Below are 15,193 nucleotides of genomic sequence, written 5' to 3'. Positions count from 1 at the left end.
GTTGCTGTGGCGTAGAGGTACGCCGAGGGGAGGGGAAGACTTTCTACCGGACCAGTTGGTCACTGGGCCGATAAGTGAACATGACGATCAACGAAATGATGGCGAGGGAGGCCATTGTCGACACGCCGGCAACTTGCCAGCCGAACTCGGTGGCGAGGAATGCAATCACGTAGCCGGAGATGCTCGACGGGATATACAACATTGCGACGAAGAGGCCGGTAGCAAATCCGCCCCGGCTTGCGGGCATGTTCTTCTGTAACAGAGACATACTGTTCGGGTAGACGATGCCGGTGAACAGCATGCCCATCAGGAAGGACAGAATCAACTGGATCACGACCGCATCGGACGATACGAGGAATATCGAACTGCCGACAACCATGAAACCGAACAAAGCGATCACGTTGAGCCACTTCTGGTTCCAGCGATCAGCCAACATCCCGAGCGGAATTGCGGTGATCCCGCCAATTCCGAAACTGCTCATGACAATTGCCGCCTCTTGGGTCGAGAAGTCGCGCACCGAGCCGAGGTACGTGGGGTACAGGCCCAAGTAGCCGTAGATCATGAAGCCCGCTACCGCGGCAATGGCACAAAGGCGAATGACATTCCGGGTGGACTGTCGGCTTCGTTCGCGTGAGGGCTGATCCTGCGCGGCGGGCGAGGCGCCGCTATCGAATGTTCCCAATTGCGTGACCGAGCGGGGAACGAAGTTCCACAGCAGCATGACGACCACACCGAAGAGTGCCAGCGCGATCAGCGGTGCCTGCCAATGGCCCGTCATCTCCATGATGCGTGCACCGAACACAGGCGACAGCGCGGCGCCCAGACCGTAGGCACCCGTCAGCACCCCCAGAGCCATCGTACGGCGGTGGTGGAAGAAGGCGCCGGCCACAGCAAACAGCGCTGCATTCTGGATGCCCTCGCCGATTCCGGTGAGCACACGATAGAAGAACATGTCGGCGAACGAGACCGCCATCGCCTGGAGTCCCGTCGCGACGGAGAAGATGCCGATGGAGGCCACGATGACCAGTTTGCGATCGAACCGGTCCGCGATGATGCCGGCGGGTATGCCCGCCAAGCCGATCCCCAGAGTGAAGATGGTAGCCAGTAGCCCTGCCGCCTCGATCGAGAAGCCGTAGTGGCCCTGGATTTGCGGCAGGAGAATGGGGAATATCTGACGATCCATCGCGTTCAGCATGTTCGTCGTTGCCATGATCGCGAGCACGATCATCAGCCGATTAGGGCCAAGAGCGTGGTCGCGGATTGTGGTTGCTGCCCGCGGGGGAGAAGTTGCTTCGGTCACCGTCGACTCTCTTCGTCGAGTGGGTTGGTGGTCTGTGTCACATCAACCGGTTATGTACGAGTCCATCACAGAAGCGCGGGAATGTATTCCTCGAAAAAGAGGAGAAGAGACTGGATTTCTCCTTGATCTGGAGGATGAAGTCGCGGGTGGTCCCCGCAGAAGTCGGGCTCTTCGGTTCGGAGGGTCGGACTACGAGCGCAGGAGCACGAGGCACAGCAGGCGCTCATCAGGACTGTTCAAGTCGATGTCGAACAGTTCGGAAATTCGCCGCAGTCGATATCGCAACGACGTCGGATGCAGATTCAGCGTTCGTGCTGCCTCCGGGACCTGTCCGTTCTTTGTGAGGTACACGTGCAACGTCCGCGCGTACTCCGATCCGTGCGCGAGGTCGTACGCTCGAATCTCGTCCACTCTGTCGTACGGGATGACCCGCTGCATGTCCCGGGCGACCTCGGCGAACCGATCGAGCAGCAGTGCCGCTGCAGCTATGGGAATCGTCGTCACGCGGGAATTGCCCGCCTCATGGCGCCGGAGCGATTCGAGCATCAAGTCGGCCTGAGCACGCAGCAACGACAGGTCGTCGAGGCTGTCCACCGTGTCCGTCACCGCCACGTGGAGTGGAGTGTTCAGTGTGCGAGAACAGGACGCGAACAGCCCTTCCCCGAAATCGGTGTCGTTTCCGCTGTCCGTGGACGGTGGCGCCGCAATGCAGTAGACCGCGTTCCCGATCGTCGACACCGCGTATTTCGAGTGGGCGGCGCGACACGCCAGTGCGACGGCGTCCTGCAACCGCTCCTTCTGACGATCGTCAAGGTCGGCCGCGTCGCTGGTGCGAATCACGATGAGTACGACTGCGGCAACATTCGAAAGTCCGAGTTCTTCGATGTCCGAATGTGATACCGGCTCGCCTGCGAGGAGGGCCCGCATGTGACCGGCCTTCGCGGCCCGTTCGGAAGCGTAGAGTTCCAAATGCCGCCGCAGATGTGGTGCGGCTGTAGCAGCCGCGACGCGTAGCCTCTCTGCGGCGTCGGCCGGCAAGGGAATAGTCCCTTGGGCCAACCAGATCACACCTCCGAACTGGCGATCCACTCTGATCGGAGCGATATAGCGGTGACGTTCTAGGAACGGTCCGCCGTCGAGTTCGATGGTGTCTTCGGTCGCGCGAAGCCGCTCGAGTGCTCCTGTCGTTCTCAGATAGTGCACCCACTCGGCGGGCATGCTGCGCGTCAGAATGGCAGCGTCGCGACCCGGATCGTTGCCGGCCCAGTCGATCGAATAGCCGAGCACGGACAGCCGCGCGTCCTCGATGATGACCGCGCCACCGAGGTAGTCCGCCAACGAGTCCGCCAGTCGGTGGATATCCCCCAGCGCGACCGCACCGCCGACCATGCCGGGCCGCATTCCGGCGGACTCGACGACCGACCTCGCCTCGTCCAGCACCTGGATCCAGGGCACCCCATCCAGCTTGCACCAGACGGCAACCCCGGTCTCCTCGGTGACCCGCTGGACAGCGGCGACGTCGCACGAGTCCGGAACGTGGTCGAGAACAACACCGGGAACGGAGGAGGCCGCGAGCGAAGCCACGAGCAGGGCCACATCGGCCCGCTCGGGCTGGCTCAACCACAGCTGAACATCATGGGAATCAGCGAGATCCGAGGTCGGTTCATAGATCGCGACGCCGGTGACGTCACGAACTTCCGATCCGTGACCGATCGTCGTCACCGGATAGACGAACCCGCTCCCGAGCATCGATGCGAAGGTTCGATTCGTTGGTCGGGCACCCGACGTTCGACGATCCGACAGATCATGAGCGGACGTGACATGCCCACTCTCATCGGAAGACATGAGGCCAGCGTATCTTCACTCGTTGCTCGGCAAGCCCGGTGGTCCGTGCGGTGACTCAGCGCACCGATGCGCCCCGCCGGCGGGTACGTTGCTTTTCGATTTCGTCGTCCAGCGTTTCGATCGACTTCCCGCGAGTCTCGAATCCTACGAACAGGAACATCGCGGCACACAGCAGATACCACGCCGCGAAGTAGCTGAATCCTGGAAGGAGGTTCTGCTCGGAAGCCTCGGGCTTGACGAGATCCGACGATCCCAGAATCAAGCCCAGACCGAGTGGGCCGATAATCTTGCCCAAACCACCAATTCCGTACGAGAATCCCATCCCCGTGGTGCGCAGCTTGCTCGGCCATACCTCTGCCGAGTACGGGCCGACGATCGCGAATCCCCCCTCGCCGAAGAAGTAGACCGCGACCATTATCAAGAAGAAAGCGGACATGCCCATCCACGTGACGTCGCCGATCAACCCTGCCACGACAATGGTGACAGCAGCGCAGATTCCGGCGAGACCGCCCGCAAGGCGTCGACCGATCATCTCCGAGAGATAGGACAGTGCGAACCGGCCCGCCAGCGCACCCAAGGTCACGAAGATCATGAAGAATCCGGTCTCCGTCGGGGAGATTCCAACGACGATAACCAGCAACGTCGGCGTCCACAATGTGAGTCCGTAGTAGCCCGTCTGCATGCCCAGGTTTGCCAGCACAGACGTCCAGAAGCTCCGGGGGTACCGGATCAGATCACGGAACGAGGCACGGGCGCTTGCCGTTTCGTCCACGCAGCCGACGCCTTGAGGAACCTCGTCGACAGGACGGTCGAGTGCCCACGCAATCGATCGGCGCGCACCTTCGAAGTCCCCGTTGCGAGCCAGGTAACGTGGAGATTCGGGGATGGCGAGACGGAGCAGAAGGACCAAGAACCCCATGACTGCTGCAATCACCAGGATGCCGCGCCACCCGATGACATCGGCAAGCAACCACACCATGAGCGAACCGGCGAGGAATCCCAGCGGCACCGATGCGGTCACAACTCCCGCTACGCGCCCACGCTTGGACGCCGGCATGTACTCCTGTACGAGCGGGAGATCGACGACATAGAGTCCGCCCGCCCCGAATCCGATGATGACGCGGAAGAACGTCAGATACAGCCACCCGTACGATTCCGAATCAGGGGTGAGAGCCAAGGCTGCCGTCGCAGCGGTGAAGATCAGGATGGTCATCAGGAAAACGCGTCGCCGCCCGATCCGGTCCGCCAGTCGACCGAAGAAGATCGCCCCAAAGATCGCGCCGACTCCGGAGGACAGCAGAATCACCGAACTTTGCCCGAAGCTCAGGTTCCAGGGTCCCGCAACGAATGTCAGGATGAACCCGATGAGGAAGTAGTCGAGAAATTCCAGGCACACCGCCCAGGCGGCGATCACAGCCAGCGTAAATTGCCGCCGCGAAAGCCTCTGCTGCTGATCCAACAGTTCGAACATGGTCCGGCCTCTCGTCTCGTCCGCGCCGGAAGTTTCACCGGTTGATGTCGTCCCGTATCCAGATCATTTCGGGCGGCGAGTCGATGTCGAATCGTCGGGCAAGTTCTCGGCCCCTGCCTCATCCTGGTCTGGTGGTAACGCATCTGCACTGCGCTCGGGCAACCCGGCGGCATAGATATCGCTGAGTTCCCTGCGCAGTAGAATACGTATACATGTGGCAGCGGCGCAAGCATTCAATTCTCGTGTTCGTGTAGATGGTATCGAGGCAATGCGCGATACCGGTCTGGTGGTCGCTGTGCCGCCGACGCCGTGTGTGAATTTGCCTTGTTCTACGGGGCCATCGAGGCGACGGGGTTCCGGATGCGTTGCAATGCTGCCCGGAGTCCGGCATTCCGTTCGTGCGCCCGCTGGGACGCACGCGTCGATTTCCACGTCGAGATCGCGCCCGCGTATTACCGCATGGGCTTGACTTAGCATACGTATGCATAAATGATATGTGTGTCACATCTCGAGGAGGATTCGTGACCCAGCACGGCGGTGCGCTCACCGAATCCGCGAGAACGCCCTGATCACCCGGCATTGGACAAAGGAGTCGACAACGATGTCAACCGCACACCCGGAGATCACCTTCGATCTGTTCCACCAGCTGTACAAGTCCTGCTCCAACTGGGGTCGATGGGGCGACGACGACGAGCGGGGCACCCTCAACCACATCACCCCCGAAGTAATTCGCAACGCCGCGTCGCTCGTCCGCACCGGCAAGGCGATCTCGCTGCAACTCCCGCTCGACGGCAACGGTCCGCAGACAGGCGCATTCGGCAGGGTGAACCCCGTGCATCAGATGGCCGCGACCGGAACCGACCACCTGGCGCGTACCCAGACGTACAGCAGCGATCCGCTCGGATGGGGGTTCGCCGACGACAGCCTCTTCCTGTTCCTGCAGGGCGGTACGCAGTGGGATGCGCTCGGGCACATCTTCCGTGACGGTGTCATGTACAACGGGTTCAGCGCCGGCGAGGTCACGTCCACGGGAGCGAAGAAGGGCGGCGTCGAGAACTTCCCGACCGTGGTTTCTCGCGGTGTCCTCCTCGACATCCCGAAGGTGAAGGGACGCACACACCTCGAGCCGGGCGAGGCGATCTACCCTGAAGATCTCGACGAAGCGTGCGAGAAGCTCGGTGTCCAGGTACAGCGGGGCGACGTGGTGCTCATTCGCACCGGTGACATGCAGGCCCGCAAGCATCTGCCGGCATGGGGCGGCTACTCCGCAGGCGACGCCCCGGGACTGTCTTTGTCGTGCGCGTCGTGGCTGCACGCGAAGGAAGTCGCCGCCATTGCCACCGACACGTGGGGCGCAGAGGTCCGGCCGAACGAGCTTCCCGAGACGTTCCAGCCGCTGCACCTGATCATGCTGGTCTCGATGGGGCTGCTCGTGGGCGAAATCTGGCAGCTCGACGATCTCGCCGCTGACTGCGCCGAGGACAATACGTACGAGTTCCTCTTCGTCGGACCGCCCTTGAACATTCCCGCCGCCGTCGGGTCGCCGCTGAACCCGCAGGCGATCAAGTGAGCGCGCCGGAATCTCGTTCCTTAACCGGCACCTCACTCACCGGCAAACATGCGTGGGTGACCGGTGGCGGCGGCGACATCGGCCGGGCCAGCGCTCTCGCGTTGGCCCGCGCCGGGGCCCACGTTCATCTGATCGGCCGCGACGCGGACCGGCTCGACTCGGCCGCAGCCGACATCGCGTCGGTGGTGGGGCGCCGTCCCGATACCTACCCGTTGGACGTCACCGACATCGACGCCGTCACCGAGTTGATCCAGGGTGCAACCGTGGACGTGCTCGTCAATTCGGCGGGGACGAACATTCCGCAGAATCTCGACGAGGTGCGCGCCGACGACTTCGACACGGTGTTCGATGTGAACGTGCGAGCCGCGTTCTTCGTCACGCAGCAGGCCGTACGTGCCATGCGCAGAGACGGCTGTCGCGGGTCGATCATCATGATCTCCTCGCAGATGGGGCATGTCGGCGGACCGAAGCGGAGCGTGTACTGCGGATCGAAGTGGGCGGTCGAGGGCATGACCCGTGCGCTCGCGCTCGAGCTCGGGCCCGAGGGTATCCGGGTGAACACCGTCGCCCCGACCTTCGTCGAGACCGAAATGACTCGGGAGTTCTTCGAGGATGCTGCTTTTCGAGAGTTCGTGCTCGGGAGCATCCCGCTGGGCATGATGGCCCAGTCCGCCGACGTCGCCGCTGCCGTGGAGTTCCTCGCGGGTGACGCTTCCCGCATGATCACAGGAACGTCCATTCGCGTCGACGGAGGCTGGACCGCCCAGTAGCGGGTGGCCGCCGGGAGCCGCGTCCACCGGGTTGGCGGGCCGGGCTCCCGGCGGCGCGACACCGCACGGTTGTCGGGTAGCCGTGCCAGAATCATCGCCGTGAACGCTCAGACGAGCCCGGTCGTGGAATCTACGGTGGTGGATTACGGGCAGTTCTGTCTCGACGGCGGACCCGAGGACATTTACGACGACAGCGGCCTCGACCCTGCACAACTGTGGGAGATGCCCGGGTACGGCATCCCGACGAACACCCATCCGTGGCGGACGGATCCGGCGGCTCGGTGACGGACGGGTCATGAAGCCGCGGACGACGATCGTGACCGTGCTGGTGTTCACCGGTTTCGGTGTGTTGAGCGGTATCGCCGGCGCTGCCGTGCTGTGGTGGTTCGCCTCGCGGCCGTTCGACTTCTACATCGCCGGCTACCAGCCGCTCGACTTCGCGTCCGTCAGCATCGACTCTCCCTCGCCCTTCGGGTACATGGCCGCACTGGTTCTGGGCCGTGGGCGTGCTGGGGGCACTCGTCGGTGCACTCGTTCACCGGACCGGATGGAGCCTTACCCGGCGAACACCGCGGTAGGGAGCACGCAAAGTCCAGAATGCGGTCGAGCTCAGGAGAAGCGTTCTGGTCGAAGCCGACAGCCGGATGAATCCGCACCCCAGCGTTTCCGACGCTGCCGTGAGGTTCAGCGCGCCGCGCTACCTGCAGGTTGGGTGGGAACCGACAAATGGGGTGCACACTCCGACCGCGGGGCGGGGCCTCGATGTGAGCAACCGCGACGAGCCGTGCGGTTGCGTGGACCATGCTTCCGAATTGCCTTGTCTACAGACCGGGTGCGGGACCGAGTTCCGTTCGCAGCGCGGACAATCGGGCGTAGGCCTGTTCGCGGTAGGCAACGAGCGCATCCCTGTCCGAATCGGCGATGTCGAGCAGTCCACGACCGGATTTGATCCCCAGCCGGCCCTGTTCGATCAGCTCGACGAGAAGGTTGGGCGCGGCGAACCGCTTACCGTAGGCCTGTTCGAGAGTGTCGTAGGCACCCTTGTAGACGTCCAACCCTGCCATGTCCCCGATGGAGAAGGGTCCGAACAGGGCGAGCCGGAAACCGAATGTGCTGCTGACGACGGCGTCCACCTCCTCCGGCGCCGCGGTCCCCTCCTCCACGATCGACAGGGCCTCTTTGTACAGTGCGAACTGCAAACGGTTGGCCACGAAGCCTGGCGTGTCGGCCACCCTGGCGGTGATCTTGCCGAGCGATCCGATGAACGCTTCGACGATGCCGACAACCTCCGGATCGGTGGCGGTGCCGGCGATCAGCTCGACACCGGGAATGAACGGTGCGGGGTTCATCCAATGCACGCCGAGGAAGCGGGAGGGACCGTGAACTTCCTTCGCGAGGTCCTCGATCGGGATCGCTGAGGTGTTGGTGCCGATGATCGCGTCCGTCCGCGCCGAGGCCGATACCCGGCGCAGTGTGTCCAGCTTGATGTCGATGACTTCGGGGACCGCTTCGGTGATGTAGTCCGCGTCCGAGACCGCGTCCTCGATCGAGCGTGCTGCACTGAGATTGTCGGCGACCGTGGCGGCAGCATCGACGGCGAACAGCCCCAGGGATTCGTACTGCGCGGCTTGGTCGATCAGCCGCTCACGCGACTTGCGCGCGATTGCCTCGTCGACATCGGCAAGTGAAACGGGGTACCCGGCCAAGGCGAGGACCTGCGCGATCCCTCCACCCATGTACCCCGATCCCACGACGCTGGTGCGTGAGATCTTGTCCAGATTGGTCATAGCCTACTTTCGGATTCCGGAGGTAACACTGCGTCGTAGTCTCGGTGAGCAGGGCTCCGAAGTATTGGGAGCGGAGCCCCGAAGGGGCCGAGTCGCATCGAAAGCTGTCGGGACACGACCCCGTTGGAGACCACGGCCGGTCAGCGGATGGTGTATCCGCCGAGTTCGGTTCTGCCTATTTGGTGAAGCGGTGATCAGACCACGACAGCGCCTCGCCCCGATACTTGGCGGCCCTCACATCCCCGGACCGAGCGTGGCCCTCGAAGTACTCCACCCGGGCCGCACGGCCGCACAGTTCACCGAAGAATGCGCTGGACTCGGTGTTGGTCACCTCCTGGTACGTCACGGTGCGCAGGTACTTGCCGACCCACAGGCCGCCGGTGTAGCGGGCCGCACCGCGGGTGGGCAGCACGTGGTTGGTCCCGATGACCTTGTCCCCGTAGGAAACACAGGTTCCTTCACCGAGGAAAAGAGCGCCGTAGTCGTGCATCTTGTCGAGCGCTTCGCGTGGATTCTCGGTGAGGATCTGCACGTGCTCGGATGCGTACACGTCGGCCAGCGCGTACGCCTCGTCCAAGGTCTCGACGACCCGGACCTCACCCCAGTCACGCCAGGCCACTTCCGCGTAGTCACGGGTGGGCATGTCGACCAAGATGGTGTCGACGTGCTCGATCACGGCGCGGCCGAGTTCGTCGCTGGTGGTGATGAGCACCGCCGGCGAGTCGGGGCCGTGTTCGGCCTGCGAAAGCAGGTCCACCGCGACGATGAACGGATCAGCGTGTTCGTCGGCGACGATGAGCACCTCGGTCGGGCCCGCGAACAAGTCGATGCCGACCTCGCCGAACAGCTGCCGCTTGGCTTCGGCGACAAAGGCATTGCCGGGGCCGGCGAGCATGTTGACCGGGCGGATGGTCTCGGTACCGACGGCCATTGCGGCGACCGCCTGGATGCCTCCGAGCAGGTAGATCTCGTCGGCCCCGGCCAGGCGCATCGCGGCGATGGTTGCGTCCGGCACCTCACCGCGGATCAGCGGTGTGCAGGCGGCCACGCGTTCGACGCCGGCTACCTTGGCGGTGATGATCGTCATGTGCGCGCTGGCGAGCAGCGGGTACTTGCCGCCGGGGATGTACGCGCCGGCCGCCTGGATCGGGACGTTCTTCTGCCCGAGGAACACGCCGGGGAGGGTTTCGATCTCGAAATCGGTGAGCGATTCGAGTTGCTTCTGGGCCATCAGCCGGACCTGCTCCTGAACGAACGTGATGTCCTCGATCACCTGGCGCGGCACCCGCGCAACGATCTCGTCGAGCTGTTCGTCGCTGAGCAGGTAGCTGTCGGCCGCGTAGTTGTCGAACTTCTCCGAGTACTCCCGCACGGCGGCGTCGCCGCGCTGCCGAATGTCCTCGATGACGTTCTCCACGGTCGACCGCACCGACGAGGTGCTGCCTCGCTCGACGCTCTCCTTCTGGGGAATCTTGAGGTCGAGGGTACGGATAGCTGGGCGGTGAGCTGCGGCGGTCGTCATCAGAGAACTCCTCCATCGAGTGGTCGGCGGACGGTCGCCCGCCGATGGAAGTCACGTGACCGCTCCCAACGTGGCGCCGGTCACTGATACGTATTGTATACGTATGCACATCGAACTTGCAAGAGTGTTGCGCGATTTCCGTCGGCAGCCCCCGTGGAATCCGCTCCCTGAACTGCGTATATGTGCGATTCCCTTGATGGGGTCACGCATCGGGTCCGAGGCGTGCAGAAACTTCTTCGCATTAAGAGTGATTACGTATACACTCTGTGTCAGGCTGGATTAGATGCAATCTGCGCCACTCTCCGTTTCCTCAGTATTGGAGCTCACATGTCTGTCGACGCGTCGACGAACCCGCCACCACCGAGTTCTGCGGCCCCAGCAGTGACCGTCGATCCGGTCATGCGCCGACGGGCGATGGCGTCCTCGGTACTGGGCTCGTGTATCGAGTGGTACGACTTCTACGTGTACGGGGTCGCCGCGGCGATCATCCTCAACAGCCAGTTCTTCCCGAACGTCGACCCCTTCGTGGGGATCTTGTTGTCGTTCAGCACTTATGCGATCGGCTTCGCGGCGCGCCCGATAGGAGGTGTGATCTTCGCGCACTTCGGCGATCGGGTCGGCCGCAAGCAGATGCTCATGATGACCCTCGGCCTCATGGGCTTCGGGACGTTCATGATCGGCTGCCTGCCTAGTTACGCGTCGATCGGCATCGCAGCCCCGATCATCTTGGTGTTGCTGCGCATCGTGCAAGGCCTCGGGGTCGGTGGAGAATGGGGCGGCGCGGCGCTGATGGCGACCGAGTACGCGCCACCGAAGCGTCGCGGATTCTTCGGTTCGTGGCCGCAGATCGGCGTGCCGGCCGGCACTCTGCTGGCGAACGGAGCCTTCTTCTTGGTCGTCGGGTTGCTGCCCGAGGAAGCCTTCGAATCCTGGGGCTGGCGGATTCCGTTCCTGTCGTCGATCGTGTTGGTCGCGCTGTCCTTCTACATTCGCAGCAAGGTCGCCGAATCCCCGGTCTTCGAAGAAATCAAGGCGAAGGGCGAAATCGAGAAGATGCCCGTCGTCACGGTCATCAGGACCCGGCCGGCGACCATCGTGCGGGTCATCATGATGCGCTTCGCCGAAAACGCGAACTACTACATCTACACCACGTTCCTGCTGGCCTACGGTCCCGAAATTCTGGTTGCCAAGAACGACATCCTGCTCGCGACGATGATCATGGCAGGCCTCGGCCTGTTCACCATTCCGTTCTGGGGCTGGGTCTCGGACCGGTGGGGCCGCCGGTCCTCGGTGATCGCCGGCGCGGTGGTCATGGCGCTGATGGCGTATCCGTTCTTCTGGGGCGTGCAGACCGGCGACCTCCTGATGATCCTGCTGATGCTGATCCTGACCTGCAACATCGGCCGCGACCTGTGCTATTCGGTGGAACCGGCCTACTTCACCGAGCTGTTCGAGCCGAAGCTGCGTTATTCGGGGGCGTCGGTCGGACCTCAGGTCGCCGCCGTGCTGGCCGGTGGATTCGCGCCACTGCTCGCCACCGCCCTGGTCGGCCCCGACTTCGATCGCTACTGGCTCGTCGCCGGATACATGGTGCTCACCTCGGTCATCACGATCACGGGTGCGTTCTGGTCCCCGGAAACGGCACCTCGGGTGCGGCTGAGCCGAGGATTGAGCGAAGAACACGACCCCACCACAAGTCGGTAGATGCGAGACCACTGACCGGCGTGAGATGCGTCCGGGTCGCGACTTCGCGACCCGGACGTTGGTCTCTGTCGGTGCGAGCGCCCGGGCGGAGAGCTACCCGCCGCGGCTGAACACCGGCGCTCCGTCTTCGTCGCGTCGAGGAGTTTCGTCGGTTCGGGGCGGTGCCGAAGCGGTCGGTGGTGTGGCCGCCGTCGACCTCCGCTGAACCAGGTGGGAACGAAAAGCCAGTGTCTTGTACGGTGCGTTCGGATTCTCGATTCGTTCGAGCAGAGCTTCAGCCCCTGCCTCTGCCATCGTTCGCGTCGGTTGGTGCATCGTGGTCAGATCGAACGCCGGCCACGCACCCATCGCGATGTCGTCGTATCCGACTACCCACAGTTCTTCCGGCACAGCGATATTCGCGGAACGTGCGGCGTCGAGCGCACCGAACGCGATCAGGTCGTTGCTGCAGAAGATTGCCGTCGGCCGGTCTTCGGACGCGAGGATCTCGCTCGCAGCGGCGTACCCGTAGTCGTGACTGAACGTGGTTCCCTCCATAGTCCAGTCGGCCCGCAAAGGCACCCCGGCCTCGCTCAACCGCTCAGCGAAACCACGAGTCCGGTCACGGGCGGTGCTCGCGCTGGACGGGCCTCCGAGCATCGCAATCTTGGTGTGCCCGTTGGCGAGAAAGTAGTCGGCGACCGTTCTGCCGCCGACCGCATTGTCGCTGACCACCTGATCGCACCGCAATGTCTCGACGACTCGATTGATCAGCACGACGGGACTGTGCTTGGCCAGCGCGGCGCGCAGCGGAGCCGAGGCTTCGACCACCGTGGTGAAAATGACGCCGTCGATCGATCCGGCGTTGATCGCTTCCAATGCAGCATCATTGCCGGGCCCGTCGGAATTCCACAGCGTCACTTTCTGTCCCGCTCGGTCCAGATACTCGGTCAGTGCGTCGAGGATCTCGGGGTAGAACGGATTGGTCAGATCCGCAACGACCACCCCAATGGTTTCGACGCGGCCCGTCTTCATTGCCCGCGCACCGAGGTTCGGGACATACCCCACCGATGCCGCAGCTTCCAGAATTTTCTTACGGGTGACTGCACTGACCTTGCCATTGCTGAGCGCGCGCGAGACCGTGGCCTGGGACACCCCTGCGAGCCTCGCGACGTCCCTGCTCGTTGCCATACGTATCTACTCCGATTCTGCGTTGCACGGCGTGCCGGACACCGCAGCTGCCAAGTCGTGTTGCCCATCATTCCACGTCGAAGCTGAAGGCTTTCCTTGCAGGCCGCCATCAGGCAGGACCGTCTCGAGCGGTCCGCGCCGTCTGCGGGAAGAACAGTTAGGGCAACGGCAATTGTATACGTATGTGGTCATCTCTCTCGGAACGAACTTCTTCGGTAAGGGCGGATACTGCTGTGCTGGGAGTGGCTCAGGGAATCGTCGCACGGTCGCTGCGCTGCCGCGGTAGAAGTTCTGCCCGCAGACCTACCAGTCCGCCTGGCAGGTCCATGAGCAAGGGCCGCGGCAAGGGCAACTTGTGGCTAGCCGGCACTCTTGGCCGCATCGCGTTCGCCACCTCCTGCACCTACACCTTCCTGGACACCCGCTATCGGTGCCTCGAGCGACGCTGCGGCAAACAGAAGGCGATCGTGGCCAAGGCAACTCGGAGGTCACCGTCATCTTCCACCTGCTCTCGGACCCAGACGTCGAGTTCTGCGATTTCGGGCCCGGATACGACTCTGCCGGGCATCTTGGCGTGCCCACTCACCATCCAGTTTTGGGTCGATCTCGCAATCGCGTTCGCGGGTATAGGGGCTCACCTGGCCTGATCGATGTAGGACTCCAACTGATCACGCTCGTGCCGGAGTTCGTCCATCCTGCTCTTCACCACGTCTCCGATACTGACGATTCCCACGAGTGAACGATCGACCATCACCGGTAGGTGCCGAATGCGATGCTCGGTCATCGTCTCGGCCAGACTGTCGACACTGTCGGTGGGCAAGCAGGTGAAGACCTCGGTGGTCATGATGTCGCATACCCGCTCCTGGAGTACCGCCGCACCGCGCTTCTGGATTCGGCGAACCACATCGCGTTCGGACACCATGCCGATCACCGCATCGTGATCGACGACGATGAGAGCGCCGATGTTTCGCCGTGTCAGTTCTTCGAGTAGATCCTCGACGGACGTTTCCGGACTCACGGTGGTGACCGACGAGCCCTTGTTTCTGAGTACCTCAGCGATGCGCATTGGGATTCCTCGATCCACCTGCAGGCCGATATTCCCCGATCACACGATCATAGGTGGGGCAGGTGTGCGCCCGCAGCTACTTCTCGGTAGCTACTTCTTCACGGCCGGTTCGCAGCGATACCAACGGAGCGCATTGGTCGACAGAACGGCATCGAGGTCCTCGCCGACCGCGTCGGAAATGATGTCGAGATCCGATGCTTCGAACGGACGTCGAGCGCGCGTGCCAGGCAGGTCGCTGCCGAACATCAGTGCCTCGGGATTGACGGCGTGAATGCGGCGCAGTGCGTCCGGGATGTCGTCGATGGTGACGCGGCCGAACCCGGTGGCCTTTACCCGTGCGCCACGATCCACCAGATTCAGCAGGTAGGGCAGGCCCTCGGAGGACATGCCGAGATGGTCGATACTGACGGCCGGCAGGCGAGCGAAGACCGGCTCGAGTGACATCAGCAGTGACGCGTCCACATAGAACTCGGCGTGCCAGCCAACGAGCTGGTGCGCCCTGATCGCCTGGATCGCCAATTGGGTCAGGTCGATCGCGCTGCGCCGCAGATTGAATCGAAGAGCCCGAACCCCCGCTTCGTTCAGCGCGATGATGTCCTCGTCCGTGGCGTCGGGGGACAGTTGGGTGACGCCTACCCAGCCCTCACCGAGTTCGCCGAGTGCTGCACGAAGATAACGCTGGTCGGTGCCCTGGAAAGACGCAGAAACAACGGCACCGCCGGTGACCCCGAGCCCCTTCGTCCGGGCCCGGTAATCGGCCAGAGTGAACGGGCCGGGTAGGTAGCCGTGATTCTCGATCAGCCGGTAGCGGGGATCGAGTATATGTACGTGTGCGTCGAACACCCGTTCATTTTGCACTGTGCACCCTGACCAATGTCACACCGGTTCCGATGAGGCGGGCTCAAGGGGTGGATGCAACACGCTCTCTGAGATGGGGAGATGTTGCTGATGGGTGGCACTGGTTCACGGGCAAGTGACGAACAACGCG

General features: G+C 63.1%; 13 protein-coding genes. 5 read left to right on the top strand and 8 right to left on the bottom strand.

Features of this window, described 5'->3' with window-relative positions; translation table 11 throughout:
• Window positions 1-43: 43 nt before the first annotated feature.
• The 3 genes from ACFWO3_RS20890 to ACFWO3_RS20880 form a co-directional block, all read right to left on the bottom strand.
• A complete protein-coding gene (locus ACFWO3_RS20890) occupies window positions 44-1,300 on the bottom strand; it encodes an MFS transporter (RefSeq protein WP_378581359.1) in 1,257 nt (418 codons plus the stop codon).
• A 189-nt stretch (window positions 1,301-1,489) separates the two neighbouring features.
• Window positions 1,490-3,145 carry a PucR family transcriptional regulator gene (locus ACFWO3_RS20885; protein WP_378581357.1) on the bottom strand — a complete coding sequence of 552 codons (1,656 nt, stop codon included), beginning with the start codon at window positions 3,143-3,145 and terminating at the stop codon, window positions 1,490-1,492.
• A 55-nt stretch (window positions 3,146-3,200) separates the two neighbouring features.
• A complete protein-coding gene (locus ACFWO3_RS20880; RefSeq protein ID WP_378581355.1) occupies window positions 3,201-4,616 on the bottom strand; it encodes an MFS transporter in 1,416 nt (471 codons plus the stop codon).
• Between the two features lie 601 nt (window positions 4,617-5,217).
• Between ACFWO3_RS20880 and ACFWO3_RS20875 the strand changes: the two genes are divergently transcribed.
• The 3 genes from ACFWO3_RS20875 to ACFWO3_RS20865 all read left to right on the top strand — a co-directional run bounded on the left by ACFWO3_RS20875 (window position 5,218) and on the right by ACFWO3_RS20865 (window position 7,241).
• On the top strand, window positions 5,218-6,186 hold the full coding sequence (locus ACFWO3_RS20875) for a cyclase family protein (RefSeq protein ID WP_378581353.1): 969 nt from the start codon (window positions 5,218-5,220) through the stop codon (window positions 6,184-6,186).
• Entirely contained in the window at window positions 6,183-6,956 is a 774-nt protein-coding gene (locus ACFWO3_RS20870) for an SDR family NAD(P)-dependent oxidoreductase (RefSeq protein WP_378581352.1), read from the top strand. Before ACFWO3_RS20875 ends, ACFWO3_RS20870 begins: the two co-directional genes overlap by 4 nt.
• A 99-nt stretch (window positions 6,957-7,055) precedes the next feature.
• Window positions 7,056-7,241 carry a hypothetical protein gene (locus tag ACFWO3_RS20865; RefSeq protein WP_378581350.1) on the top strand — a complete coding sequence of 62 codons (186 nt, stop codon included), beginning with the start codon at window positions 7,056-7,058 and terminating at the stop codon, window positions 7,239-7,241.
• Between the two features lie 536 nt (window positions 7,242-7,777).
• Here ACFWO3_RS20865 and ACFWO3_RS20860 read toward each other — a convergent pair.
• Window positions 7,778-8,743, bottom strand: coding sequence for a 3-hydroxyacyl-CoA dehydrogenase family protein (locus tag ACFWO3_RS20860; protein WP_378581348.1), 966 nt, complete (start codon window positions 8,741-8,743; stop codon window positions 7,778-7,780).
• 175 nt (window positions 8,744-8,918) lie between these two features.
• On the bottom strand, window positions 8,919-10,265 hold the full coding sequence (gene hisD / locus ACFWO3_RS20855) for a histidinol dehydrogenase (RefSeq protein ID WP_378581346.1): 1,347 nt from the start codon (window positions 10,263-10,265) through the stop codon (window positions 8,919-8,921).
• Window positions 10,266-10,592: 327 nt separating this feature from the next.
• Here hisD and ACFWO3_RS20850 point away from each other — a divergent pair, with 327 nt between their 5' ends.
• On the top strand, window positions 10,593-11,969 hold the full coding sequence (locus ACFWO3_RS20850) for an MFS transporter (protein WP_378581344.1): 1,377 nt from the start codon (window positions 10,593-10,595) through the stop codon (window positions 11,967-11,969).
• Between the two features lie 93 nt (window positions 11,970-12,062).
• Here ACFWO3_RS20850 and ACFWO3_RS20845 read toward each other — a convergent pair whose 3' ends face one another.
• Window positions 12,063-13,139: a LacI family DNA-binding transcriptional regulator gene (locus ACFWO3_RS20845; protein ID WP_378581341.1), complete on the bottom strand. Its 1,077-nt coding sequence runs from the start codon at window positions 13,137-13,139 to the stop codon at window positions 12,063-12,065.
• A gap of 326 nt (window positions 13,140-13,465) precedes the next feature.
• Here ACFWO3_RS20845 and ACFWO3_RS20840 point away from each other — a divergent pair, with 326 nt between their 5' ends.
• Window positions 13,466-13,786: a hypothetical protein gene (locus ACFWO3_RS20840; RefSeq protein WP_378581339.1), complete on the top strand. Its 321-nt coding sequence runs from the start codon at window positions 13,466-13,468 to the stop codon at window positions 13,784-13,786.
• Here the strand turns inward: ACFWO3_RS20840 and ACFWO3_RS20835 are convergent.
• Both ACFWO3_RS20835 and ACFWO3_RS20830 read right to left on the bottom strand, forming a co-directional pair.
• Window positions 13,774-14,205 carry a CBS domain-containing protein gene (locus tag ACFWO3_RS20835; RefSeq protein WP_378581337.1) on the bottom strand — a complete coding sequence of 144 codons (432 nt, stop codon included), beginning with the start codon at window positions 14,203-14,205 and terminating at the stop codon, window positions 13,774-13,776. The two genes, ACFWO3_RS20840 and ACFWO3_RS20835, sit on opposite strands and share 13 nt — an antisense overlap.
• Window positions 14,206-14,295: 90 nt before the next feature.
• On the bottom strand, window positions 14,296-15,048 hold the full coding sequence (locus ACFWO3_RS20830; protein ID WP_378581335.1) for an amidohydrolase family protein: 753 nt from the start codon (window positions 15,046-15,048) through the stop codon (window positions 14,296-14,298).
• Window positions 15,049-15,193: the final 145 nt, after the last annotated feature.

The sequence above is a fragment of the Rhodococcus sp. NPDC058521 genome, from assembly GCF_042719695.1.
Classification (GTDB): Bacteria; Actinomycetota; Actinomycetes; order Mycobacteriales; family Mycobacteriaceae; genus Rhodococcus_F.
Note: the sequence above shows the minus strand (reverse complement) of the source record. Positions and strands in the feature narration are given on the sequence as shown.

Coding starts and splice junctions, on each gene's coding strand:
- ACFWO3_RS20875 (WP_378581353.1), top strand. CDS start 5,218: ATGTCAACCGCACACCCGGAGATCACCTTCGATCTGTTCCACCAGCTG.
- ACFWO3_RS20835 (WP_378581337.1), bottom strand. CDS start 14,205: ATGCGCATCGCTGAGGTACTCAGAAACAAGGGCTCGTCGGTCACCACC.
- ACFWO3_RS20885 (WP_378581357.1), bottom strand. CDS start 3,145: ATGTCTTCCGATGAGAGTGGGCATGTCACGTCCGCTCATGATCTGTCG.
- ACFWO3_RS20840 (WP_378581339.1), top strand. CDS start 13,466: ATGAGCAAGGGCCGCGGCAAGGGCAACTTGTGGCTAGCCGGCACTCTT.
- ACFWO3_RS20845 (WP_378581341.1), bottom strand. CDS start 13,139: ATGGCAACGAGCAGGGACGTCGCGAGGCTCGCAGGGGTGTCCCAGGCC.
- ACFWO3_RS20850 (WP_378581344.1), top strand. CDS start 10,593: ATGTCTGTCGACGCGTCGACGAACCCGCCACCACCGAGTTCTGCGGCC.
- ACFWO3_RS20860 (WP_378581348.1), bottom strand. CDS start 8,743: ATGACCAATCTGGACAAGATCTCACGCACCAGCGTCGTGGGATCGGGG.
- ACFWO3_RS20880 (WP_378581355.1), bottom strand. CDS start 4,616: ATGTTCGAACTGTTGGATCAGCAGCAGAGGCTTTCGCGGCGGCAATTT.
- hisD (WP_378581346.1), bottom strand. CDS start 10,265: ATGACGACCGCCGCAGCTCACCGCCCAGCTATCCGTACCCTCGACCTC.